Annotated in this window: 20 protein-coding genes; 13 read left to right on the top strand and 7 right to left on the bottom strand. The window is 71.3% G+C overall.

Going from position 1 to position 22,884, the window contains the following annotated elements; all coding sequences use genetic code 11:
- Positions 1-81 precede the first annotated feature (81 nt).
- Both OG349_RS05110 and OG349_RS05105 read left to right on the top strand, forming a co-directional pair.
- Entirely contained in the window at positions 82-1,719 is a 1,638-nt protein-coding gene (locus OG349_RS05110) for an ABC-F family ATP-binding cassette domain-containing protein (protein ID WP_327233441.1), read from the top strand.
- A 143-nt stretch (positions 1,720-1,862) separates the two neighbouring features.
- The gene (locus OG349_RS05105; RefSeq protein WP_327233440.1) at positions 1,863-3,515 is read left to right on the top strand and encodes a glycosyltransferase; all 1,653 of its coding nucleotides are present in this window, start codon (positions 1,863-1,865) and stop codon (positions 3,513-3,515) included.
- A 676-nt stretch (positions 3,516-4,191) separates the two neighbouring features.
- Here the strand turns inward: OG349_RS05105 and OG349_RS05100 are convergent.
- The 3 genes from OG349_RS05100 to OG349_RS05090 all read right to left on the bottom strand — a co-directional run bounded on the left by OG349_RS05100 (position 4,192) and on the right by OG349_RS05090 (position 7,776).
- Complete coding sequence (locus tag OG349_RS05100; protein ID WP_327233439.1) at positions 4,192-6,534, bottom strand: Tex family protein; 2,343 nt, start codon at positions 6,532-6,534, stop codon at positions 4,192-4,194.
- A gap of 142 nt (positions 6,535-6,676) precedes the next feature.
- A complete protein-coding gene (locus tag OG349_RS05095; protein WP_327233438.1) occupies positions 6,677-6,796 on the bottom strand; it encodes an LPFR motif small protein in 120 nt (39 codons plus the stop codon).
- Between the two features lie 116 nt (positions 6,797-6,912).
- A complete protein-coding gene (locus OG349_RS05090) occupies positions 6,913-7,776 on the bottom strand; it encodes an SCO6745 family protein (protein ID WP_327233437.1) in 864 nt (287 codons plus the stop codon).
- Between the two features lie 112 nt (positions 7,777-7,888).
- Here OG349_RS05090 and OG349_RS05085 point away from each other — a divergent pair, with 112 nt between their 5' ends.
- Together OG349_RS05085 and OG349_RS05080 are read left to right on the top strand one after the other, a co-directional pair.
- Positions 7,889-8,896 carry a GlxA family transcriptional regulator gene (locus tag OG349_RS05085; RefSeq protein WP_327233436.1) on the top strand — a complete coding sequence of 336 codons (1,008 nt, stop codon included), beginning with the start codon at positions 7,889-7,891 and terminating at the stop codon, positions 8,894-8,896.
- 45 nt (positions 8,897-8,941) lie between these two features.
- On the top strand, positions 8,942-9,589 hold the full coding sequence (locus tag OG349_RS05080) for a DJ-1/PfpI family protein (protein ID WP_327233435.1): 648 nt from the start codon (positions 8,942-8,944) through the stop codon (positions 9,587-9,589).
- Here OG349_RS05080 and OG349_RS05075 read toward each other — a convergent pair.
- Positions 9,570-10,337, bottom strand: coding sequence for an enoyl-CoA hydratase/isomerase family protein (locus tag OG349_RS05075; protein WP_327233434.1), 768 nt, complete (start codon positions 10,335-10,337; stop codon positions 9,570-9,572). The two genes, OG349_RS05080 and OG349_RS05075, sit on opposite strands and share 20 nt — an antisense overlap.
- A 286-nt stretch (positions 10,338-10,623) precedes the next feature.
- Here OG349_RS05075 and OG349_RS05070 point away from each other — a divergent pair, with 286 nt between their 5' ends.
- Positions 10,624-11,127: an ATP-binding protein gene (locus tag OG349_RS05070; RefSeq protein WP_161312558.1), complete on the top strand. Its 504-nt coding sequence runs from the start codon at positions 10,624-10,626 to the stop codon at positions 11,125-11,127.
- Here the strand turns inward: OG349_RS05070 and idi are convergent.
- From idi to galE, 3 genes are all read right to left on the bottom strand, one after another.
- Positions 11,102-11,716 carry an isopentenyl-diphosphate Delta-isomerase gene (idi, locus tag OG349_RS05065; RefSeq protein ID WP_327233433.1) on the bottom strand — a complete coding sequence of 205 codons (615 nt, stop codon included), beginning with the start codon at positions 11,714-11,716 and terminating at the stop codon, positions 11,102-11,104. The two genes, OG349_RS05070 and idi, sit on opposite strands and share 26 nt — an antisense overlap.
- Positions 11,717-11,826: 110 nt before the next feature.
- Positions 11,827-12,768: a cation diffusion facilitator family transporter gene (locus tag OG349_RS05060; RefSeq protein ID WP_327233432.1), complete on the bottom strand. Its 942-nt coding sequence runs from the start codon at positions 12,766-12,768 to the stop codon at positions 11,827-11,829.
- A 188-nt stretch (positions 12,769-12,956) separates the two neighbouring features.
- Positions 12,957-13,940: a UDP-glucose 4-epimerase GalE gene (galE, locus tag OG349_RS05055; protein WP_327233431.1), complete on the bottom strand. Its 984-nt coding sequence runs from the start codon at positions 13,938-13,940 to the stop codon at positions 12,957-12,959.
- 311 nt (positions 13,941-14,251) lie between these two features.
- On the opposite strand from galE, the gene OG349_RS05050 reads away from it, so the two are divergent.
- From OG349_RS05050 to hpnC, 8 genes are all read left to right on the top strand, one after another.
- Positions 14,252-16,150, top strand: a complete 1,899-nt coding sequence (locus OG349_RS05050) for a DUF5941 domain-containing protein (protein WP_327238453.1) — start codon at positions 14,252-14,254, stop codon at positions 16,148-16,150.
- The gene (locus OG349_RS05045) at positions 16,147-16,896 is read left to right on the top strand and encodes a phosphocholine cytidylyltransferase family protein (protein ID WP_327233430.1); all 750 of its coding nucleotides are present in this window, start codon (positions 16,147-16,149) and stop codon (positions 16,894-16,896) included. The genes OG349_RS05050 and OG349_RS05045 overlap by 4 nt, the downstream gene beginning before the upstream one ends.
- The gene (locus tag OG349_RS05040) at positions 16,884-17,945 is read left to right on the top strand and encodes an iron-containing alcohol dehydrogenase family protein (protein WP_327233429.1); all 1,062 of its coding nucleotides are present in this window, start codon (positions 16,884-16,886) and stop codon (positions 17,943-17,945) included. Before OG349_RS05045 ends, OG349_RS05040 begins: the two co-directional genes overlap by 13 nt.
- Complete coding sequence (locus OG349_RS05035) at positions 17,923-18,708, top strand: CDP-alcohol phosphatidyltransferase family protein (RefSeq protein ID WP_327233428.1); 786 nt, start codon at positions 17,923-17,925, stop codon at positions 18,706-18,708. Before OG349_RS05040 ends, OG349_RS05035 begins: the two co-directional genes overlap by 23 nt.
- A 5-nt stretch (positions 18,709-18,713) precedes the next feature.
- Positions 18,714-19,586 (top strand): glycosyltransferase family 2 protein, encoded by an 873-nt coding sequence (locus OG349_RS05030; RefSeq protein ID WP_327238452.1) that lies wholly within the window; start codon positions 18,714-18,716, stop codon positions 19,584-19,586.
- Positions 19,587-19,705: 119 nt separating this feature from the next.
- Positions 19,706-20,635: an ABC transporter permease gene (locus tag OG349_RS05025; RefSeq protein WP_327233427.1), complete on the top strand. Its 930-nt coding sequence runs from the start codon at positions 19,706-19,708 to the stop codon at positions 20,633-20,635.
- Positions 20,628-21,416: an ABC transporter ATP-binding protein gene (locus tag OG349_RS05020; RefSeq protein ID WP_161307945.1), complete on the top strand. Its 789-nt coding sequence runs from the start codon at positions 20,628-20,630 to the stop codon at positions 21,414-21,416. The genes OG349_RS05025 and OG349_RS05020 overlap by 8 nt, the downstream gene beginning before the upstream one ends.
- A 535-nt stretch (positions 21,417-21,951) precedes the next feature.
- A complete protein-coding gene (gene hpnC, locus OG349_RS05015) occupies positions 21,952-22,872 on the top strand; it encodes a squalene synthase HpnC (RefSeq protein WP_327233426.1) in 921 nt (306 codons plus the stop codon).
- Positions 22,873-22,884: the final 12 nt, after the last annotated feature.

Below are 22,884 nucleotides of genomic sequence, written 5' to 3'. Positions count from 1 at the left end.
TAGCCGAATTCCGGCCGGGGGTCGCACTCGGCGGCCGTTGTGGACGCCCTCCCGTACCGCCCCGTTAGGATCGACGGTCTGATGACTGCCACGCTCGTAGCCAAGGAACTCGCCGCCGGACACGGCGACCGCTCGCTCTTCTCCGGACTCGACCTCGTGGTCGCCCCCGGAGACGTGATCGGGCTCGTCGGTGCCAACGGCGCCGGGAAGTCGACCCTGCTCCGGCTGCTCGCCGGACTCGACACCCCCGAGGAGGGAGAGCTGCGGCTCTCCCCGCCGACCGCCGCCGTCGGCCACCTCCCGCAGGAGCCGGAACGGCGCGCGGGGGAGACGGTACGGGCCTTCCTGGGCCGCCGCACCGGTGTCGCCGCCGCGCAGACCGCGCTGGACGAAGCCACTCAGGCACTGGTGGACGGCGCCCCCGGCGCGGACGACGCGTACGCCGACGGACTGGACCGCTGGCTCGGCCTGGGCGGCGCCGACCTGGACGAACGCGCGGAGGAAATCGCCGCCTCCCTCGGTCTCACCGTCGATCTCGACCAGCCCATGGCCACCCTGTCCGGCGGCCAGGCGGCCCGGGCCGGCCTCGCGTCCCTGCTGCTCTCCCGCTACGACGTCTTCCTCCTGGACGAGCCCACCAACGACCTAGACCTCGACGGGCTCGAACGCCTCGAATCCTTCGTCTCCGGGCTGCGCGCCGGTGTCGTGGTGGTCAGCCACGACCGAGAGTTCCTCGTCCGTACGGTCACCAAGGTGCTCGAACTCGACCTCGTCCAGCAGAAGATCACCCTCTTCGGCGGCGGGTACGAGGCGTATCTGGAGGAGCGGGAGACCGCGCGGCGCCACGCCCGCGAGGAGTTCGAGGAGTACGCGGACAAGAAGTCGTCCCTGGAGTCGCGCGCCCACACCCAGCGGTCCTGGATGGAGAAGGGCGTCAAGAACGCCCGGCGCAAGGCCACGGACAACGACAAGATCGGCCGTAACCTCCGGACCGAGTCCACCGAGAAGCAGGCCGCGAAAGCCCGCCAGACCCAGCGCATGATCGAGCGTCTCGACGTGGTCGAGGAGCCCCGCAAGGAGTGGGAACTCCGGATGGAGATCGCCTCGGCGGACCGCTCGGGCGCGGTCGTGGCGACCCTCAACGCGGCGGAGGTCGCGCGCGGCGACTTCCGCTTCGGCCCCGTCACGCTCCAGGTCGACCGGGGCGACCGGGTCGCCATCACCGGCGTCAACGGCTCCGGCAAGTCCACGCTCCTGGCCGCGCTGCTGGGCCGGCTGCCCCTGGACGCCGGTCATGCGACGCTCGGCTCCGGGGTGGTGGTCGGCGAGGTCGACCAGGCCCGCGCGCTGTTCCACGGCCCGGACACCCTGCTGGACGCGTTCCGGGCGGCCGTCCCCGACACGGAACCGGCCGAGATCCGCACCCTCCTCGCGAAGTTCGGTCTCAAGTCGCACCACCTGACGCGGCCGGCGACGACGCTCTCGCCGGGTGAGCGGACCCGCTCGGCGCTCGCCCTGCTCCAGGGCAGGGGAGTGAACCTCCTCGTCCTGGACGAACCGACGAACCACCTCGATCTGCCGGCGATCGAACAGCTGGAGTCCGCGATGGACTCCTACGACGGCACGCTCCTCCTCGTCACCCACGACCGCCGCATGCTGAACGCGGTCCGCACGACGCGCCGCCTGAACGTGGCGGCGGGCCGGGTAACAGAATCCTGACCCCCTAACGGAAACAGCCCGAATACGGGCCGAAATGCGGTCCTGACACCCAGCGGATAAGATCATCGGAATGGCATGACACCCGCCACAGCCCTGCCCGGTCGCCGGTTTCCCCCGGCGGCCGGATCGCTGAGGGAGGTCCGATGCTCAGAGCGAGTGTGGTCGTTCCGGTGTACAACGCGGGAGAACACCTTGACCGGTGTGCCGCGTCCCTGACCACCCAGAGCCTGTCCCCCGACACCTACGAAATCCTTTTCGTGAATGACGGGTCGACCGACGATTCGGCGGACCGGCTGCACAGGATCGCCTCGATGCACGCGCATGTACGGGTGCACCACCAGGAGAATTCCGGCTGGCCCGGCAAGCCCCGCAACGTGGGCGTGGAGCTGGCCAGGGGTACGTACGTGCAGTTTGTCGACCAGGACGACGAACTCGCCCCGGAATCCCTCGAACGCCTTCTCGCGCTCGCCGAGCGCAATGAGTCGGACATCGTGCTGGGCAAGGTGTTCGGCACCATGGCGGGACCGAGCAATGTGTTCAAGCGGACAGTGGAACGCTGCACCGTCAAGGACGCCCCGCTGATGGAAAGCCTCACCCCGCACAAAATGTTCCGGCGATCCTTTCTGCTGGAACACGGCATCAAATTCCCCGAAGGCCGTGTGCGGCTGGAGGACCAGTTGTTCATGGCGCGTGCTTATGTACGGGCCAGGACGGTGTCCATTCTCGGGGATTACCCGGCCTACCAATGGGTGCGCCGGGAGGACGGCGGGAACAACAGCGGCGGCGCCACGACCGCCACGGACTACTACGGCCACCTGCGCGGTGTCGTGGAGGCGATCCACGAGGGCACGGAGCCGGGTGAGCTGCGCGATCACCTGCTGCGGCGCTCGTACCGGGTGGAGCTGCTGCGGCCGGTGACCGAGCCGCGCGTCCTCCAGCGCAAGGGCAAGCAGCTGGCGGAGTACTTCGACGTCGTCCGCCGCATGGCCCTGGAGTGCTACCCCCCGGGCGTCAGGAACGGCCTGCCGGCCGTCACCGGCCTGCGCGCGGCGCTGCTGGAGGAGGGCCGCCTCGACTCACTGGTCGAGCTGGCCACCAGGACGCGCCGGATCAAGCCCCGGGTCGCGGTCGACCCGCCGGTCTGGCGGGACGGCAAGCTGGCGGTACGGGTCGTCGTCCACCATGTGCGCGGCGACGGCGAACCCCTGTGCCTCGTGCGCCGCGACGGCGACTGGTACCTGGACCCGGAGCTGCTGCGCGGGATCGCGGGCGCGGAGGACTGGAAGGTCGAGGACCCCTTCGCGTACGCGGCCGGTGAACTGCTCCTCCAGGACACCGGGACCGGCCACTGGTGGTTCCCGGACGCCGAACTCACCCCGGAGCTGCGGGGGTTGGGCGACGGGCGGTACCAGGTGGTGATGGCGGGGGAGACGCTGATCGACCCGGCGGTGGTGTCGGGCGGCGAGGCGCTTACGCGTGGCGTGCATGAGGTGTGGCTGAACTCCCAGATGCTCGGCGTGGGCCGCCGGGCCCGGGTGGCGTCTCCCTCGCGCCCCCACGTTTCTCCGGGGGCGGTGGGCCGGCAGGTGATCGCGCCCAGGTGGGCGGGCCCGCACGCGCAACTCCGCCTGGTGGCCGGAGGCCACGGGGGCCGTCCGGTGGCGCGGCTGCGGCGCGTGCTGGTGGCGGCGACGTCGCATCCGGGGGGGCGTCGGTGGGCGCGGCGCTTGCCGCGGGGGGTGCGCCGGAGGGCCCGTTCTGTGGCCGCGCGTACGCATCGCTGGGGCCTGTCGTGACCTTGCGGTCACTGCTTTGTCCTCAATCGCCGGACGGGCTTGGTTGTGCCCGCTGCGGGCCGGGGCTTTGTCCGCGGGTTGTTGCCGGGGGCCGGGCAGGGGTCGTGTCCTGCACTGCATGTTTTACGTCGCGTTCGGCGGGTCGTTTGGTTCACCGGGGCCTTGCGACACAAAACACGCTTTACGTTCCGGACACGACCCCTGCCCGTCCCCCTTCCACGCCCGCGCCAAGGCAAATCAAGCCCGTCCGGCGTTTGAGGACGCGGTAACCGCACCCGTCACCGGGCAGAGGCCAAAATCAAGCCTGTCCGGCGTTTGAGGACATCGGTAAGCCGCACCCGCGCACCGCGGAGGGGCACACTCCAGCCCGTCCGGCGATTGAGGACATCAGTAAGCCGCGCTCGCCCACCGGGCGCCAGGCGCTCCCCGCGGCGGGGGGTCGTTCGGCTCACCCTCGGCGTGAGGGGGGTGGGGTCGGAGGAGGTGCGTGTGTCCGGACGTAAAGCGTGTTTTGTGGCGCATGACTACCGGTGAACTATGCGAGCCCCTGAGGCGCCGTAAAACATGCAGTCCGGACATACGTACCTCCGCAGGCCCCACCCCCCGCCACCACGACAAACCCAGCCCGTCCGGCGATTGAGGACAAGCAGTAAGCGCAACGGACACCGGGCAGACGCTACCCCTCGCCAAGCCCCGCCCTCCGAAGCGCATCGGCCATCGCGCTGTTCGCCGGCCCCGCCGACCGCGCCGGCCCCGCCACCCGCGCCGCAGGCGGAGGCGGAGGCGTGCTGGACCGGCCACCCCGCTGCCGAGGCGCAGACGTCCGCTCCGGCTTCGTCGCCGTAGACGCATCGTCAAGCCGCAACGTCAGAGAGATCCGCTTACGCGGCAGGTCCACCTCCTGGACCTTCACCCGCACCACGTCCCCCGGCTTCACCACGTCCCGCGGGTCCTTCACGAAGGTCCGGGACATCGCGGACACATGCACCAGGCCGTCCTGATGCACCCCCACATCCACAAACGCCCCGAACGCCGCGACGTTCGTCACGACACCCTCCAGGATCATGCCCGGCTCCAGGTCGGCGAGCTTCTCGACGCCGTCCTTGAACGTCGCCGTCTTGAAGGCCGGACGCGGGTCCCGCCCCGGCTTCTCCAGCTCGCGCAGGATGTCCGTCACGGTCGGCAGCCCGAAGGAGTCGTTCACGAAGTCCGCCGGTTTCAGCGACCGCAGCACCGGCGTGTTGCCGATGAGGGACGCGACCTCGCTGCCCGCCGACTTCACCATCGCGCGGACGACCGGGTACGCCTCCGGGTGGACCGACGACGCGTCGAGCGGATCGTCGCCGTCGCGGATCCGCAGGAAGCCCGCGCACTGCTCGTACGCCTTGGGGCCGAGCCTGGCCACGTCCTTGAGGGCCCGCCGGGACCGGAAGGGCCCGTGCGCGTCGCGGTGGGCCACGATGTTCTCCGCGAGGCCCGCGCTGATGCCGGAGACCCGGGCGAGCAGCGGCGTGGACGCGGTGTTGACGTCGACGCCCACCCCGTTCACGCAGTCCTCGACCACGGTGTCCAGCGAGCGGGACAGCTTCACCTCGGACAGGTCGTGCTGGTACTGGCCGACGCCGATGGACTTGGGGTCGATCTTCACCAGCTCGGCGAGCGGGTCCTGGAGCCGCCGCGCGATCGAGACGGCGCCCCGGATCGACACGTCCAGGTCGGGCAGCTCCTGCGAGGCGAACGCCGACGCGGAGTACACGGAGGCGCCCGCCTCCGAGACCATCACCTTCGTGAGCTTCAGCTCCGGATGCGCCGCGCACAGCTCGGCCGCGAGCTTGTCGGTCTCGCGGGACGCCGTGCCGTTGCCGATGGCGATCAGGTCGACCGCGTGGTCCTTCGCGAGCCGCGCGAGCTTCGCCAGGGACTCGTCCCACTTGTTCGCCGGCACGTGCGGGTAGATCGTGTCGATGGCGACGACCTTGCCCGTCGCGTCCACGACGGCGACCTTCACACCCGTACGGAACCCGGGGTCCAGGCCGAGCGTCGCGCGTGTCCCCGCCGGCGCCGCGAGGAGCAGGTCGCGCAGGTTCGACGCAAAGACCCGGACCGCCTCGTCCTCGGCGGCCGTCCGCAGCCGGAGCCGCAGGTCGATCCCGAGGTGCACGAGGATCCGGGTGCGCCAGGCCCACCGCACGGTGTCCGCCAGCCACTTGTCACCGGGGCGGCCCCGGTCGGCGACACCGAAGCGGCGCGCGATCATGTTCTCGTACGTCGTCGGGCCCGGCAGGTCCGAGGGCTCCTCGGGCTCCAGGGACAGGTCGAGGACGTCCTCCTTCTCGCCCCGGAGCATCGCCAGCACGCGGTGCGAGGGCAGCGCGGTGAACGGCTCGGCGAAGTCGAAGTAGTCGGCGAACTTCGCGCCGGCCTCCTCCTTGCCCGCCCGCACCTTCGCGGTCAGCCGCCCCTTGGCCCACATCCGCTCGCGCGCCTCGCCGATCAGGTCGGCGTCCTCGGAGAACCGCTCGGTGAGGATCGAGCGCGCGCCCTCCAGCGCGGCGGCCGGGTCGGCGACGCCCTTGTCCGCGTCCACGAACGCCGCTGCCGCCGCCAGGGGGTCGACCGAAGGGTCCGTCAGCAGCCCCTCGGCGAGCGGTCCGAGACCGGCCTCCCGGGCGATCTGCGCCTTCGTGCGCCGCTTGGGCTTGAACGGCAGGTAGATGTCCTCCAGGCGCGCCTTGGTGTCGGCGCCCCGGATCTGCGCCTCCAGGGCCGCGTCGAGCTTCCCCTGGTCCCGTACGGACTCCAGGATCGCCGTCCGCCGCTCCTCCAGCTCGCGCAGATAGCGCAGCCGCTCCTCCAGGGTGCGCAGCTGCGTGTCGTCGAGCATCTCGGTCGCTTCCTTGCGGTAGCGAGCGATGAACGGCACGGTCGACCCGCCGTCGAGCAGCTCGACGGCCGCCCTCACCTGTCGCTCCCGTACGCCGATTTCCTCGGCGATCCTGCCTTCGATGGACGTCGTCACGATCACGCTCCGCTGTTCTGTGGTCCGCCGTCTGCATTGTGGCAGGTGGCTGTGACAGCGAGGGGCGCGACCGGCGGTCCTGACAGCCGCCGGCCCGGTCCCGAGAGCGGATCGGGACCGGGCCGGCGAGTCCGGGGGCGGGTCAGGCGTGCCCGCGGGAGGCGCCGCCGAAGAGCCGCGCGAGCGCGCGGAAGGGCAGGGTCACCACGGAGGCGATCGTCGATCCGATCGCGCGGAGCACGTCGGCGATGGCACGGAACACGGGGGCCTCCTGCTGTCGGTCGTCGGGCCGCCGACCACGGGGTCTGAGCTGGACGCGGTCGGTCACTGTCTACTCCAGTGTCCTCCTTCGCGCCTCGTAAACGGCCGCTCAGCCGGTCAGTGCTTGCCGATGAGGTCCGCCGGGAACGCGCCGGCCGCGAGGGCGGTGCCGCTGAAGCCGCCGGCCAGCTCGGTCAGGCGGGCCACCCCCGCCGCGCCCAGCCGTTCGTAGGGCGCCACGTCCAAGCGGTTCGTCTCGTCCTCCAGGGCCTTGCGCAGGTCCGCGCCGGCCTCCGTCAGTTCCCCGTCGGCCGCCAGCAGACCGCGCTCGCGCAGCCGCCCCCGGGCCGCCTCCCACTCCCCGGCGGTCCAGCCCCGGCTGGAGATGGCCCACTTCGGCGACATGCCCCGGCCGCTCGCGGTGTGGCTGGCCAGCGCCTCCACGGGGTCCAGGCCCGAGGACAGCAGCGCCGCCAGGTGGCCGTCGCCGCGGTACTCCCGCAGCAGGGTGGTGGCGTGCCAGTACGCCAGGTGCGGTGCTTCCGGTACGGGCAGGTCGGCGTTGGCCGCGTACAGCGGGCGGGCGTGGCGGGTGCACCCCTCGGCGGCCCGCAGTGCCAGTTCCGCCGCCTCGGCCATCTCCTTGGACGCGACGGTCTCCTCGCCGAGGAGCCGGCGCAGCAGCGAGTCGACGGCCCGCAGCCGGGCGTCGAGGGCGGCCCGCGGGGAGAGGGTGTCCCAGACGGCGGGCACATGCCGGGCGATCAGCTCGTGGTTGAAGTTGTAAAAGGTCGCGGCGACCACACCCGCGCCGACCCGGCCGAGGGGCGCCGCGCGGGCGGCGAAGTAGACGGCGTCGGCGTCCCGGACGCCCTCCTGGGTGAACTCGCGCCCGAGGTCGGGAGAGAAGTACAGGGTCGAGTGGATCGGGTTCATGGCGGCGTAACAGCGTCGGGCGGCCCGCTCGGGCAGAGTGGTCATGTCCATATATTACTGACCGGTCGGTACGGAGTGGCGCGTACGGCCAGGATGGCAGGAAAGGAGGGGCGCTCGTCATTGCGGCCATCCTCCGCCCGGCGGAAGGATGACAGCCATGACAGAGCGATCCGTGCTGGTCGTCCTCTTCGACGAGGTGCAGAGCCTCGATGTGACGGGTCCGGTGGAGGTGTTCGCCGGCGCCGCGCGCTTCACCGGTGACCCGGACGCGTACCGCATCCGTACGGCCTCGCTCGACGGCGGTCCGGTCCGCACGTCCAGCGGGCTGACGATGGTCCCCGACACCGCGCTCGACGCGGCCGCCGCGCCGCACACCCTGCTCGTGCCGGGCGGCTCCGGCACCCGCGCGCCCGATCCGCGACTGATCGCGTGGTTACGGGAGAACGCGCCGCACGCCCGGCGGCTGGTGTCCGTCTGCACCGGCGCCCTGCTCCTCGCGGAGGCGGGGCTGCTCGACGGGCGCCGGGCGACCACCCACTGGGTGGCGACCGACCTGCTCTCCCGGAAGTATCCGGCCGTGGACGTGGACCCGGACCCGATCTTCGTACGGGACGGGCGGGTCTCCACCTCCGCAGGAGTGACGTCCGGCATCGATCTGGCCCTGGCCCTGGTCGAGGAGGATCTCGGCCGCGACGCCGCGCTGACCGTCGCCCGTCATCTGGTGGTGTTCCTGCGACGGCCGGGCAATCAGGCCCAGTTCAGCGCCCGGCTCGCGGCCCAGACGGCCCAGCGCGGCCCGCTGCGTGACGTGCAGGCGTGGATCGGGGAGCACCCCGGCGGCGATCTGTCCGTCGAGTCGCTGGCCGGGCGCGCGCGGCTCTCGCCCCGCCACTTCGCCCGCGCCTTCCGCGCGGAGACGGGCACCACGCCGGGCCGGTACGTGGACCGCGTCCGGCTCGAACACGCGCGGATGCTGCTGGAGGACAGCACCGACGGAATCGAGGAGATCTCCCGGGCGAGCGGCTACGGCACCCCGGAGGCGATGCGCCGGGCCTTCGTGAAGTCCCTGGGTACGTCCCCGGCGGAGTACCGCCGCCGCTTCCGGCCGCACCCGGCCCCGGCGCCCGCTGAACCCGGCGCCGACCTGACCCCGCCCCGCACCTGACATCCCTCACCGACGCCCACCACGGCCCACCACCGAAAGGCCCCCATGCAGATCGCGATCCTGCTCTTCGACCGGTTCACCGCCCTCGACGCCGTCGGACCCTACGAGATCCTCGGCCGGACCCCCGGCGCCAGGACCGTGTTCGTCGCCGAGCGCACCGGACCGGTGGCCAACGACCAGGGCAGCCTTTCGCTCGTCGCCGGGCGGACACTCGCCGAGGTGCCCCGCCCCGACGTCGTCGTGGTGCCCGGCGGACCCGGCCAGGGCGCGCAGATGGAGAACGAGGCCGTCCTCGGCTGGCTGCGGGCCGTGGACGCCACGACCACCTGGACCACCTCCGTCTGCACCGGCTCCCTCCTGCTCGCCGCCGCAGGGCTGCTCGCGGGACGGCGCGCCACCACGCACTGGCTCTCGCTCGACCGGCTCGCGGGCCTGGGGGCCGTACCGACCGGTGAGCGCGTTGTCTTCGACGGCAAGTACGTCACCGCCGCCGGCGTCTCGTCCGGCATCGACATGGGCCTCGGCCTGCTCGGGCGGATCGCGGGCGACCGCGTCGCCCAGTCCGTACAACTGATGACGGAGTACGACCCACAGCCGCCGTATGACGCGGGATCGCCCGAGAAGGCGCCCGCCGACCTCGTCGCGGAGTTCCGGGCGAAGTGGCGGCCTCCCGTCACGACGCCGTCCAGCTGAACCGCGGCTCACGGCGCTCCAGGAAGGCGGCGACCCCCTCCGCGGTGTCGCCGCTGCCGCGCGCCTGCTCCGTCCAGTACGTGTCACGTTCCTCCCCGTACGTCTCACGCTCGTCCGGGCCGGCGGCGAACTCCTTCGCCGCCGCCTGGGTCAGCTGCGAGCGCGAGACCAGCACCCGGGCGAACCGCGCCACCCGCGCGTCCAGTTCGCCCGCCGGCAGCACCTCGTCCACGAGGCCGGTGCGCAGCGCCCGTTCCGTGTCGATCAACTCGGCCGAGAACAGCAGGTACTTGGCCGTCGCCGGACCCACCAGGGACGCCAACCGCCGCGTGGAGGAGGCCGCGTACACGATCCCGAGCCGCGCCGGCGTCACCCCGAACCGTGCCCCCTCCTCCGCGAACCGCAGATCGCACGCGGCGGCCAGCTGGCAGCCCCCGCCCACGCACGACCCGCGTACGGCGGCCAGGGTCGGCTTGGGGAAGGCCGCCAGCGCGTCCTCCGCCGCCACCGCGAGCGACCGCGTGTCCTCACCGGGCTCCCCGAGCGTGGAGATGTCCGCGCCCGCGCAGAAGTGCGCGCCCTCGCCGGTCAGCACCAGCGCCCGTACGGCGGGGTCCGGGGCGAGCCTCCCGAGCAGCGGCGGCAGGTCCCGCCACATCCGGGCCGTCATCGCGTTGCGCTTGGCCGGATGGTGGATGACGACGGTCGCGATGCCGTCCGCGACGCCGTGCAGCAGCTGGGGCTCCATGCGCCGGATCGTATCCGGGGCGCGGGACCGGCCTCACGGACAGGTCTCACCGGCTCCGGAGACAGGCTCCACCGACAGCCCTCACCGAACGGACGAAAGACGGCACCGGACGATCGGAGCCGGTCGCATGTCCGACGTGTGCGTAACAAGGTGATCGGACACCATCAATACCGGCTGACTTCTGTTCAGTAGCCCGGGCGGGACCTGCCCGTTCCCAAGACTCGGTGTCCGATGGACGTCGCCGGTGGAAACAGCCGGTCAAGCCGAGGGTGGGTGCCACAGGATGGTGGAGAGCCGCGGGAGCGTTCCGGCCCGGCCGCTGTCGTACGAAGGAGTGTGGCGGTTCACCGCTCCCACCGTCGACGTCTCCGTACCGCAGGCCCGGCATGCCGTACGCGATCTGCTGAAGCGCCAGGGGGTGCCGGTCAGGGACGACGTCGTCCAGGGGGTGCTGCTGATCGTCTCCGAGCTGGTCACCAACGCCGTACGGCACGCGGCCCTGCTCTCGCCCGAGCTGGCCGTCGAGGTGGCGATCGAGGCCGAGTGGATCCGGGTGTCGGTGGAGGACAACCACCCGTACCGCCCCAAGGCGCTGGAGACCGACTACGCGCAGACCGGCGGGCGCGGGCTGCTCCTCGTACGGGAGATCGTCCGGGAGGCGGGCGGCGGCTTCGACATGGAACAGACCGCCGGTGGCGGGAAGATCATCTGGGCGGCGCTTCCCCTCAGGTCACCGCTCGACGATCCCCCGCTCCGGGAAGGTGTCACCAGCCCCCGGCCGGCCCTGTGAGCTCTCTGATCGCCGGGCGGGCCGCGTCCAGCACGCTCATGAACCACGCGGAGAAGCGCGCCTCGTCGTGACGTTTCGTCAGCTCCGCGGGGGTGACGAACACCGTCTCGCCGACCTCTTCCGGGTCGGGCAGCGGCGGCGCCTGCGCCATGCCGACGAAGAGGTGGTTGAACTCCTGCTCCACCAGCCCGGAGTCCGGGTCGGGGTGGTTGTAGCGGACCGTGCCGGCCTCGGCGAGCAGCGACGGCGAGATGCCCAGCTCCTCGTACGTCCGCCGGGCGGCGGCGGCGAACGGCGCCTCGCCCGGGTACGGATGCCCGCAGCAGGTGTTCGACCAGACGCCGGGGGAGTGGTACTTGCCGAGCGCGCGGCGCTGGATGAGCAGCCGGCCCTGCTCGTCGAAGAGGAAGACGGAGAACGCCCGGTGCAGCTTCCCGGGCGGCTGGTGGGCGGAGAGCTTCTCGGCGGTGCCGATGGTGTGGCCGAGTTCGTCGACCAGTTCCAGCAGGATTGGTTCTGGTACCCCGTTCGACGAGTCCGGTACCCCGTTCGGCGAGCTGCTCGCCTCAGTGACTGGTGTGGTCGGCATAACCATCCTTCGCTTCGGGCCTCGAGCCCCAAGTCTGCCGTACAAAAGCCCCGTGTCCGCACTTCGAACGTGTGGGCATGTCTGTTCGGCCGGCCGGTCGGCCGAGCGCCTCAGTGGCAGAGTTTGGCCTCGTGCTCGGCGTGTCCCCGGGGCTCCAGCTGGAACGTGCAGTGCTCCACGTCGAAGTGGGTCCCGAGGCATCCCTGGAGGTCGTGCAGCATCTTCTCGTGCCCCACCGAGTCCAGCGCGTCCTGGTTCACCACCACGTGGGCGGAGAGCACCGGCATGCCCGAGGTGATCGTCCAGACGTGCAGGTCGTGGACGTCGGCCACCCCGGGCAGCGCGAGCATGTGGGCCCGTACCTCCGCCATGTCGACATCCTTGGGCGCCGCCTCCAGCAGCACGTTGAGCGTCTCTCTGAGGAGCTTCACCGTACGCGGGACGATCATCAGACCGATCAGCAGGCCCGCGATCGGGTCGGCCGTCTGCCACCCCGTGGTCAGGATGATCACGGACGACACGAGCACGGTGAACGAGCCGAGCGTGTCGGCGAGCACCTCCAGATAGGCCCCGCGCACGTTGAGGCTCTCCTTCTGCCCGCGCATCAGCAGGAAGAGGGACACCATGTTGGCGGCCATGCCGATCAGCGCGAAGACGATGGCCAGCCCGCCCCGCGTGTCCGGCGGCACGATGAACCGCTCGATCGCCTCGTACAGCAGATAGCCGCCGACCCCCAGCAGCAGGAGGCAGTTGGCCAGCGCGGCGAGGATCTCGGCCCGCGCGTAGCCGAAGGTACGGCTGGTGTCGGCGGGCCGGGCCGCGAAGTGGATCGCCAGCAGCGCCAGGCCGAGGCCGACCGCGTCCGTCGCCATGTGCGCGGCGTCGGCGACCAGGGCGAGCGAGTCGGCCGCGATGCCACCGATGATCTCCACGACCATCACGGACAGCGTGATGCCGAGGGCGATCCGCAGCCTTCCCTGGTACGCGGCCGCGGCCGTCCCGGTCGGCGGTGGCCCTCCGTGTGTGTGGCCGTGGTCGTGCCCTGCCCCCATGGGGACGCCTCCCGGTCGTCTCGGTGAAGTGCCGACCACGTCAGTGAACTACGGACGGGGGGTATCCGACAACACGGGACTGAACACCGTTGTCATATGCTCTGACCTGCGAAAACGGCCTAAGGGGCGGTCCGCCGGGGTGATCCCCTGGAAGGACGGGAAGCCCGCAGGTCAGAGCGCTGGCAACATCATCCGACCGGCGCGGGGCGGCGCTGCGCCTGCCAGCCCTCCCACGCCGACGCGACCATGTCCCGTACGTCACGGGTGGCCGTCCAGCCCAGCTCGCGCGCGATCAGCTCCACCGAGGCCACGGCCTTCGCCGCGTCCCCCGGGCGCCGGGCCTCGACCACCGGCGGCGTCCGGTGACCGGTGACCTCCGCGACCAGGTCGGCGAGTTCCCGGACCGAGACGCCCACCCCGCGTCCGATGTTCAGGGTCAGATCACCCGCGCCCGGCCGCTCCGCCAGGCGCCGGGCCGCCGCGAGATGCGCGTCGGCGAGATCCGCCACATGGATGTAGTCCCGGACGCCGGTGCCGTCCGGCGTCGGGTAGTCGTCGCCGAAGATACGGGGCGCCTCCCCCCGGCTGACCCGGTCGAAGAACATCGGGATGATGTTGAACACCCCGGTGTCCGCCAGCTCGGGCCGCGCGGCGCCCGCCACGTTGAAGTAGCGCAGACAGCCGGTGGCGATCGCGTGCGCCTTCCCGGTCGCCCGCACCAGCCACTCGCCCGCGAGCTTCGTCTCGCCGTACGGATTGATCGGGACGGCCGGCGTCCCCTCCGTGATCAACTCCACATCCGGTACGCCGTACACGGCGGCGGACGAGGAGAAGAGGAAGCGCCCCACCCCGGCCGCGACCACCGCGTCCAGCAGGACGGTCAGCCCGTGCAGGTTCTCCCGGTAGTAGCGCAGCGGCTGCTCGACGGACTCACCGACCTGCTTCTTCGCCGCCAGATGCACCACACCGGTGACCTCGTGCTCCGCCAGGACCCGGTCCACCGCGTCCCGGTCCAGCAGCGAGCCCCGTACCAGCGGGATCTCCGCGGGCAGCCGCCCGGCGACGCCCGTCGACAGATCGTCGAGCACCACCACCCGCTCGCCCGCCCCGCTCATGGCCCGTGCCACGTGCGCCCCGATATAGCCCGCCCCACCTGTGATCAGCCACGTCATGCCGCCACCCTAAGGGCTGCCGCCCGGCCGCCGGGGTCCGTACGGCGGAGGCGGCCGGGGTCCGCACGGCGGCGGTCCCGGCCCGGCGGCGGTTTGTGGGCGGCGCGGTGATCGACAATGATGATCTCCGCCCGGGACCCCGTTCAGACCATGGCGTCCTGTGCGTAAACGCCCGGTGAACTCAGGCTTCCGTTCATCCGATAGCCTCTGCCGACGTGTCGCCGCCCGGAATCCCGGGGCACGGGCCTGTCGCAGGACAGGCCCTGGTCGCCGCGCACCCAACCCTGATCAGTGCCAAGGAGTGAGTTCGTCTGTCGACCGCCATCCTCACCGGTCTCCCGGTACCCGGATCGTCGCTCGCGCACGATCTGCGGTCACTGGGATTCGACGTACGCACCGCCACCAGCACGGCGGAGACGGTCAGCCTGATCGCCGAGGTCCCGCCGGCCGAGCGTGTCGCCCTCGTCGACCCCCGCTTCGTCGGCCATCTCCACGCCTTGCGCCTCGCGCTGACCGACCCCCGCTTCCCGCTCGCCGCCGTGACCGGCGCGCTCACCGCCCAGCCCGAGGCCCGTACCGCGCTGGTACGCGCCGCGGGCGCCGTCGAGCGGAGCGCCGCGCTGTCCCCGGCAGCCGCCGACCACACGGCCGGGACCGCCGGGACCGCCCAGCTCTCCTCCGCCGTCCTGGCGGACGGCGCCTCCCTCGCCGACCGGGTCGCGGAGGCGCTCGACGCCGAGGGCACCCCCGTGCAGCGCCCCGAACTGGGCTCGCTGGTCGCCGCCGTCCCGCTCGACACCGCCTCCCACCGGGAGGCCGCCGCAGCCACCGCGGCCGTCGACGACGAAGCCGTACGCCTGCGCTCCGCCGTGAAGGCCCGCGACGGCTTCTTCACGACGTACTGCGTCAGCCCCTACTCCCGCTACCTCGCCCGCTGGTGCGCCCGCCGGGGCCTGACGCCCAACCAGGTCACCACCGCGTCGCTGGTCACCGCGCTGATCGCGGCGGCCTGCGCGGCCACCGGCACCCGGGGCGGCTACGTCGCCGCCGGAGTGCTGCTGCTCTTCTCCTTCGTGCTGGACTGCACCGACGGGCAGCTCGCCCGCTACTCGCTCCAGTACTCCACGATGGGCGCCTGGCTGGACGCCACCTTCGACCGCGCCAAGGAGTACGCCTACTACGCGGGCCTCGCCCTCGGCGCCGCCAGGAACGGCGACGACGTATGGGCCCTCGCGCTCGGCGCGATGATCCTCCAGACCTGCCGCCACGTGGTGGACTTCTCCTTCAACGAGGCGAATGTCGACGCGACGGCCGCCACCTCCACCGGCAAGGCCGTCGTCGGGACCCCCACCGCCGCGCTCTCCAGCAAGCTCGACAGCGTCGGCTGGACCGTCTGGGTCCGCCGGATGATCGTGCTCCCGATCGGCGAGCGCTGGGCGATGATCGCCGTCCTGACCGCCCTGACCACCCCGCGTGTCGTCTTCTACGCGCTCCTCATCGGCTGCGGATTCGCCGCCTGCTACACCAGCGCCGGCCGCGTACTGCGCTCGGTGACCCGCAAGGCCGTCCGCACCGAACGCGCCGCGCGGGCCCTCGCCGACCTCGCCGACTCCGGCCCGGTGGCCGAGACCGTCTCCCGGCTGCTGGCCCGCCTCAAGGCCTACCCGCCGTTCGGCCTGCGCCCGTTCGTGGCCTTCGCCGGCGGCGCCCTGCTGGTGGCCGCCGCCTGCTTCGAACCGTTCGGCAGCTCCTGGGTGGTCCTGGCCGCCGCGCTGTACGCCGTACTCGCCGGCGCCGCCGTCACCCAGCCCCTCACCGGCGCGCTCGACTGGCTCGTCCCGCCGGTGCTCCGGGCCGCCGAGTACTCCACCGTCCTCGTCCTCGCCGCGCGTTCCGAGGTGAACGGAGCGTTGCCCGCGGCTTTCGGGCTGGTGGCGGCCGTCGCCTACCATCACTACGACACGGTGTACCGCATCCGCGGCGGCACCGGCGCCCCGCCCCGCTGGCTGGTCAGGACCATAGGCGGACACGAGGGCCGCACGCTGGTGGTCACCGCCCTCGCCGCCGTCCTCGGGACGCGCGGCACGGACTTCCCCGTGGCCCTGACGGTGCTCGCGACCGTTGTGGCGCTGGTCGTGCTCCTGGAGTCCATCCGCTTCTGGGTGTCCGCGGGAGCCCCCGCCGTACATGACGAAGGAGAACCCGCATGATCGGCCTCGTACTGGCCGCCGGTGCCGGACGGCGTCTGCGCCCCTACACCGACACGCTCCCGAAGGCCCTCGTGCCCGTGGACCCGGAAGGGGAGGGGACCCTCACGGTCCTCGACCTGACCCTCGCCAACTTCGCCGAGGTCGGCCTGACCGAGGCGGCCGTCGTCGTCGGCTACCGCAAGGAGGCCGTGTACGCCCGCAAGGCCGCCCTGGAGGAGACGTACGGCATCCGGCTCACCCTCATCGACAACGACAAGGCCGAGGAGTGGAACAACGCCTACTCGCTCTGGTGCGCCCGTGACGTCCTGGGGAAGGGCGTGATCCTCGCCAACGGCGACACCGTCCACCCCGTCTCCGTCGAGAAGACCCTGCTCGCCGCGCGCGGCGAGGGCCGGCGGATCATCCTCGCCCTCGACACGGTCAAGCACCTCGCCGACGAGGAGATGAAGGTCATCACGGAGGGCACCAAGGGGGTGCGCCGCATCACCAAGCTGATGGACCCGGCCACCGCCACCGGTGAGTACATCGGCGTCACGCTGATCGAGGCCGACGCCGCGGCCGACCTCGCGGACGCCCTGCGGACCACCTTCGAGCGCGACCCCGACCTCTACTACGAGGACGGCTACCAGGAACTGGTCGACCGCGGCTTCACGCTCGACGTGGCCCCCATCGGCGACGTCCCCTGGGTCGAGATCGACAATCACGCCGACCTCGCGAAGGGCCGTGAGATCGCGTGCCAGTACTGACCCGGCTGATCCCCTCCCCGGTCTCCGTCGACATCCGCCGCGGCGCGATGGACGACCTGGCCGGGCTCCTCGCCGACCAGCGCATCTCCAGCTCGGGACGGCTCGCGTTCGCCATCAGCGGCGGGTCGGGGGCGGCGCTGCGCGACAAGCTGGCGCCGGTCCTGCCCGACGCCGACTGGTTCGCCGTCGCCGACGGCACCATCGACTCCGCCGTCCGGCTCGCCGACGGGATCAAGGGCAAGCGGTACGACGCCGTCGTCGGCCTCGGCGGCGGCAAGATCATCGACGTGACGAAGTACGCGGCGGCCCGCCTCGGCCTGCCGATGGTGGCGGTCGCCACCAACCTGGCGCACGACGGCATCTGTTCACCCGTCGCCACCCTCGACAACGACAACGGCCGCGGCTCCTACGGCGTGCCGACCCCGATCGCCGTGGTCATCGACCTCGACGTCATCCGGGACGCGCCCGTACGCTTCGTCCGCTCCGGCATCGGCGACGCCGTCTCCAACATCTCGGCCATCGCCGACTGGGAGCTGTCGCACCGGACCAACGGCGAACCCGTCGACGGCCTGGCCGCCGCCATGGCGCGCACGGCGGGCGAGGCGGTGCTGCGCCATCCCGGCGGCGTCGGCGACGACGAGTTCCTGACGGTCCTCGCCGAGGCGCTGGTCCTCACCGGCATCGCCATGTCGATCAGCGGGGACACCCGCCCCTCGTCCGGCGCCTGCCACGAGATCAGCCACGCCTTCGACCTGCTCCACCCCAAGCGCTCCGCGCTCCACGGCGAACAGGTCGGCCTCGGCGCCGCGTTCGCCATGCACCTGCGCGGTGCCCACGAGGAGTCGCGGCTGCTCGTCGAGGTCCTGCACCGGCACGGACTGCCCGTCCTGCCCGAGCAGATCGGCTTCACCGTCGACGAGTTCGTACGGGCCGTGGCCTACGCGCCGCAGACCCGCCCCGGCCGCTTCACGATCCTCGAACACCTCGACCTGTCCACCGATCAGATCAGGGACGCGTACGCCGACTATGCCAAGACCATCAGTAGCTGAACTCCGTCCCGTCGTCCACCCCGACGGAGTGAAGGACCGGCGCAGCGGGGAACACTGGGCCGGGCGCATGTACATGCGGGAGATCTCGCTGCACATCGACCCGTACCTGGTGAACACCCGTGTGTCGCCCAACCAGCTCACGTACCTCATGGTGGTCGTGGGTGTCATAGGCGGCGCCACACTGCTCGTGCCCGGGCTCACCGGCGCGATCCTCGCGGTGGTCCTCTTCCAGGTCTACCTGCTCCTCGACTGCGTCGACGGAGAGGTGGCCCGCTGGCGCAAGCAGACCTCGATCACCGGCGTCTACCTCGACCGGGTGGGCCACTACCTGTGCGAGGCGGCCCTGCTGGTCGGCTTCGGGGTGCGCGGCGCGGACGTCTTCCACGACAACGGCGCGTCCACCAACTGGCTGTGGGCCTTCCTCGGCACCCTCGCCGCGCTCGGCGCGATCCTCGTCAAGGCCGAGACGGACCTGGTGGACGTGGCCCGCCAGCGCAGCGGCCTGCCGGCGGTCAAGGACGAGGCGTCCGTGCCCCGTTCGTCCGGTCTGGCGGTGGCGCGCCGCGCGGCGGCCATGCTCAAGTTCCACCGGCTCGTCGGCGGGATCGAGGCGAGCCTCTTCATCCTGGTCGTCGCGATCATCGACCAGGCGCGGGGCGATCTCTTCTTCACCCGCCTCGGCATCGCGGTCCTCGCCGGCATCGCCCTCGTCCAGACCCTGCTCCACCTGGTCTCCATCCTGGCGTCCAGCAGGCTGAAGTGAGCGACATGCGGCTCGGCGCGGTGATCATCACGATGGGTGAGCGCCCCGGCGAACTGCGTGCGCTCCTCGACTCGGTCGCCCGTCAGGAGGGCGATCCGGTCGATGTCGTCGTGGTCGGGAACGGCGCCCCGGTGGGGCCCGTTCCCGACGGGGTACGGACGGTCGAGCTGCCCGAGAACCTGGGCATCCCGGGCGGCCGCAACGTCGGCATCGAGGCCTTCGGCGCGGCCGGCTCGGAGGTCGACGCGCTGCTCTTCCTGGACGACGACGGTTCGCTGCCCCTCACGGACACGGCCCAGCTGGTACGGGAGGCCTTCGCGGCCGATCCCGTCCTCGGCATCGTCAGCTTCCGGATCGCCGACCCGGAGACCGGACTGACGCAGCGTCGGCACGTCCCGCGCCTGCGCGCGTCCGACCCGCTGCGGTCGTCCCGGGTGACGACCTTCCTCGGCGGCGCCAACGCCGTACGGACGAAGGTCCTCGCGGAGGTCGGCCCGCTGCCGGACGACTTCTTCTACGCGCACGAGGAGACCGATCTCGCCTGGCGTGCCCTGGACGCCGGCTGGATGATCGACTACCGCGCGGACCTGGTGCTGCACCATCCGACGATGCCGCCGTCCCGGCACGCGGTCTACCACCGCATGGTGGCCCGCAACCGGGTCTGGCTGGCCCGCCGCAACCTCCCCGCCCCGGTCGTACCGGTCTATCTGGGGGTCTGGCTGCTGCTGACCCTGCTCAGGCGGCCGTCGAAACCGGCTCTCAAGGCGTGGTGGGGCGGCTTCAGGGAAGGCTGGTCCACCCCGTGCGGACCACGGAGGCCGATGAAATGGCGTACGGTCTGGCGACTCACCAGGCTGGGCCGTCCACCGGTCGTCTGAGATGCTCGGACTCTGAGAGCATCTGGGGTCTGAGAACATCTCATGTCCTGTCCCCGCGGCCTGGCCGTCCGTGCCGGTGCCCGATCGTCTGCGCATCTTGAACACGAAAGTTTCAACTTGTGAGTGAGACAACCCATGACGGTGCGATCGCGATGAGCGCCCCGCCGTCTCCCGACGACCGTCTCTCCCCGGCGGAGGTCGCCGCCAAGTACGGTCTGGCGGTGAGCGGGGCGCGCCCCGGACTGGCCGACTACGTACGGCAGTTGTGGGGTCGCCGGCACTTCGTCCTGGCCTTCTCCAGCGCGAAGCTCACGGCCCAGTACAGCCAGGCCAAGCTCGGCCAGCTCTGGCAGGTGGCGACGCCGCTGCTCAACGCGGCCGTCTACTACCTGATCTTCGGCCTGATCCTCCAGAGCAGCCGGGGCATCCCGTCGGAGGTCTTCATCCCGTTCCTGGTGACCGGGGTGTTCGTCTTCACCTTCACCCAGAGTTCGGTGATGGCCGGGGTCCGTGCCATCTCGGGCAATCTGGGGCTGGTCAGGGCCCTGCACTTCCCCCGGGCCGCGCTGCCGGTCTCCTTCGCGCTCCAGCAGCTCCAGCAGCTGATGTACTCCATGATCGTGCTGGTGGTCGTGGCGGTGGCGTTCGGCAGCTATCCGTCGCTGAGCTGGCTGCTGATCCTGCCCGCGCTGGCGCTCCAGTTCGTGTTCAACACCGGCCTCGCGCTGATCATGGCGAGGCTGGGCAGCAAGACCCCGGACCTCGCCCAGCTGATGCCGTTCGTGATGCGTACGTGGATGTACGCGTCGGGTGTGATGTTCTCCATTCCCGTGATGCTCAGGGACAAGCCCGCCTGGATCGGGGACGTCCTCCAGTACAACCCGGCCGCGATCTACATGGATCTGGTCAGGTTCGCGCTGATCGACGGCTACGGCTCGGAGAATCTGCCCGCGCACGTCTGGATGGTCGGTCTGCTCTGGGCCGTGGTCCTGGGCGCCGGGGGCTTCGTGTACTTCTGGAAAGCTGAGGAGCGGTACGGCCGTGGCTGACATCGAAAAGGGGCGCACCCCCACCGTCATCGCCGACGACGTGCACATCGTCTACCGGGTCAACGCCGGTGGCGGCGGCCGGGGCAGTGCCACGGCGGCGCTGAGCCGGATCGTCCGCCGGGAGAAGGAGAAGGGGGAGTCCCGCGGGGTCCGCAAGGTCCACGCCGTCCGGGGCGTCACCTTCACCGCCTACCGCGGCGAGGCGATCGGCCTGATCGGCACCAACGGCTCCGGCAAGTCGACCCTGCTGCGGGCCATCGCCGGGCTGCTGCCGACCGAGCGGGGGAAGGTCTACACCGACGGCCAGCCCTCGCTGCTCGGTGTGAACGCGGCGCTGATGAACGACCTGACCGGCGAACGCAACGTGATCCTCGGCGGTCTGGCCATGGGCATGTCGCGCGAGGAGGTCCGTGAGCGCTACCAGCAGATCGTCGACTTCTCCGGCATCAACGAGAAGGGCGACTTCATCACCCTTCCCATGCGGACGTACTCCTCCGGCATGGCGGCCCGGCTGCGGTTCTCCATCGCCGCCGCCAAGAACCACGACGTCCTGATGATCGACGAGGCGCTGGCCACCGGCGACCGCAAGTTCCAGATCCGCTCCGAGCAGCGGATCCGCGAGCTGCGCAAGGAGGCGGGCACGGTCTTCCTGGTGAGCCACAGCAACAAGTCGATCAGGGACACCTGTGACCGGGTGCTGTGGCTGGAGAAGGGCGAGCTGCTCATGGACGGCCCGACCGACGAGGTCATCAAGGCGTACGAGAAGGAGACGGGCAAGTAGTCCGGTCCGTCCCCACCGTGCCCCATCAGCCCGACGCGGCCCCCGCCGGAACACCACGGCGGGGGCCGCGCCATGACGGAGGCCCGGCGCGCCCCCGGAGATCCCCGGCCGGCCGGGAGCATCATGGCGTACGGGGTTTCACCGGGGCGGGACCGGGCAGGCCGGGTGCGGCCACCGGCCGTTTTCGTCAAACGTCGGTCAAGTCGGCCGGGTCGGGGGAAGGTTGACCGGCATTGCGATGTTCTTGTTATGCGCTCAACACCCCCGCGTGTTCCTCTTCGTTGTACAACGTAAGCTGTGCGGGTGCTGATTCGTGGCATGTGGGGCGATTCCCCCGGGGGCGTCCTGTCCGCCGGTGGCCTCCGGACGCGGGAGCGCCCAGGTGCGCGGGAGTGCGGAGGGACTGGGCCGAGCGGGCGGCGTGTCCGAAATGGGATGTATTGGGTCGGCAGTGTAGAACGGGAGATGTGACGGCAGTGACGGAAAATCTCCAGATTCGCGAGGGTTTCGCCGTCCTTGCACCGGGAAGCTCGCAGTGACGGGCACCCCACAGGTGCGCCCCGACGCCACCTCGCGGACGACGCTGGACAAGGCCGCGGACGAGAACTTCCCCGTGGCGCCGTTCTTCCTGCCCCGCGCCTGGCGCGACGACCTGATGGCGGTCTACGGCTTCGCCCGGCTCGTCGACGACATCGGCGACGGGGACCTCGCCCCCGGCGGCGGCGACGCCCGCCACCTCGGTGTCGATCCCGGGCAGGCCGACGACCGGCTCGTCATGCTCGACGCCTTCGAGGCCGACACGCGGCGCGTCTTCGACCCGGCTGGCCCCGCTCCCGGCCATCCGCTGCTGACGGCGCTCGTCCCGACCGTACGGAACGCCGCGCTCACACCCGAGCCGTTCCTCGGCCTGATCGGCGCCAACCGCCAGGACCAGCTGGTACGGCGCTACGAGACGTACGACGACCTCCTCGCGTACTGCGAACTGTCCGCGAACCCGGTCGGCCGGCTCGTCCTGGCGATCAGCGGCACCGCGACCCCGGAGCGTGTCCGCCTCTCCGACGCCGTCTGCACCGCACTCCAGATCATCGAACATCTCCAGGACGTGACCGAGGACCTCGGGCGCGACCGGATCTACCTGCCCGCGGAAGACATGAAACGATTCCGCGTCACCGAGGCGGACCTCGCCGTCCCGAGCGCGGGCGCCGCCGTGCGCCAGCTGGTGGCCTACGAGGCCGAACGGGCGGGCCGGCTCTTGAATGAAGGCACCCTGTTGGTGGGTAGCGTCCACGGCAGACTCCGTCTGCTGCTCGCGGGATTTGTGGCCGGAGGGCGCGCCGCCCTCGCTTCGATCGCGGCCGCCGGGCACGATGTGCTCCCCGGACCGCCCAAACCCACCAAGCCGCGTCTGCTGCGCGAAGTGGGAGCTGTCTTGCGACGAGCGCACAGAGAGGGGTGAACCGGAACGTGG

This window comes from Streptomyces sp. NBC_01317, from assembly GCF_035961655.1.
Lineage (GTDB): Bacteria > Actinomycetota > Actinomycetes > Streptomycetales > Streptomycetaceae > Streptomyces.
Note: the sequence above shows the minus strand (reverse complement) of the source record. Positions and strands in the feature narration are given on the sequence as shown.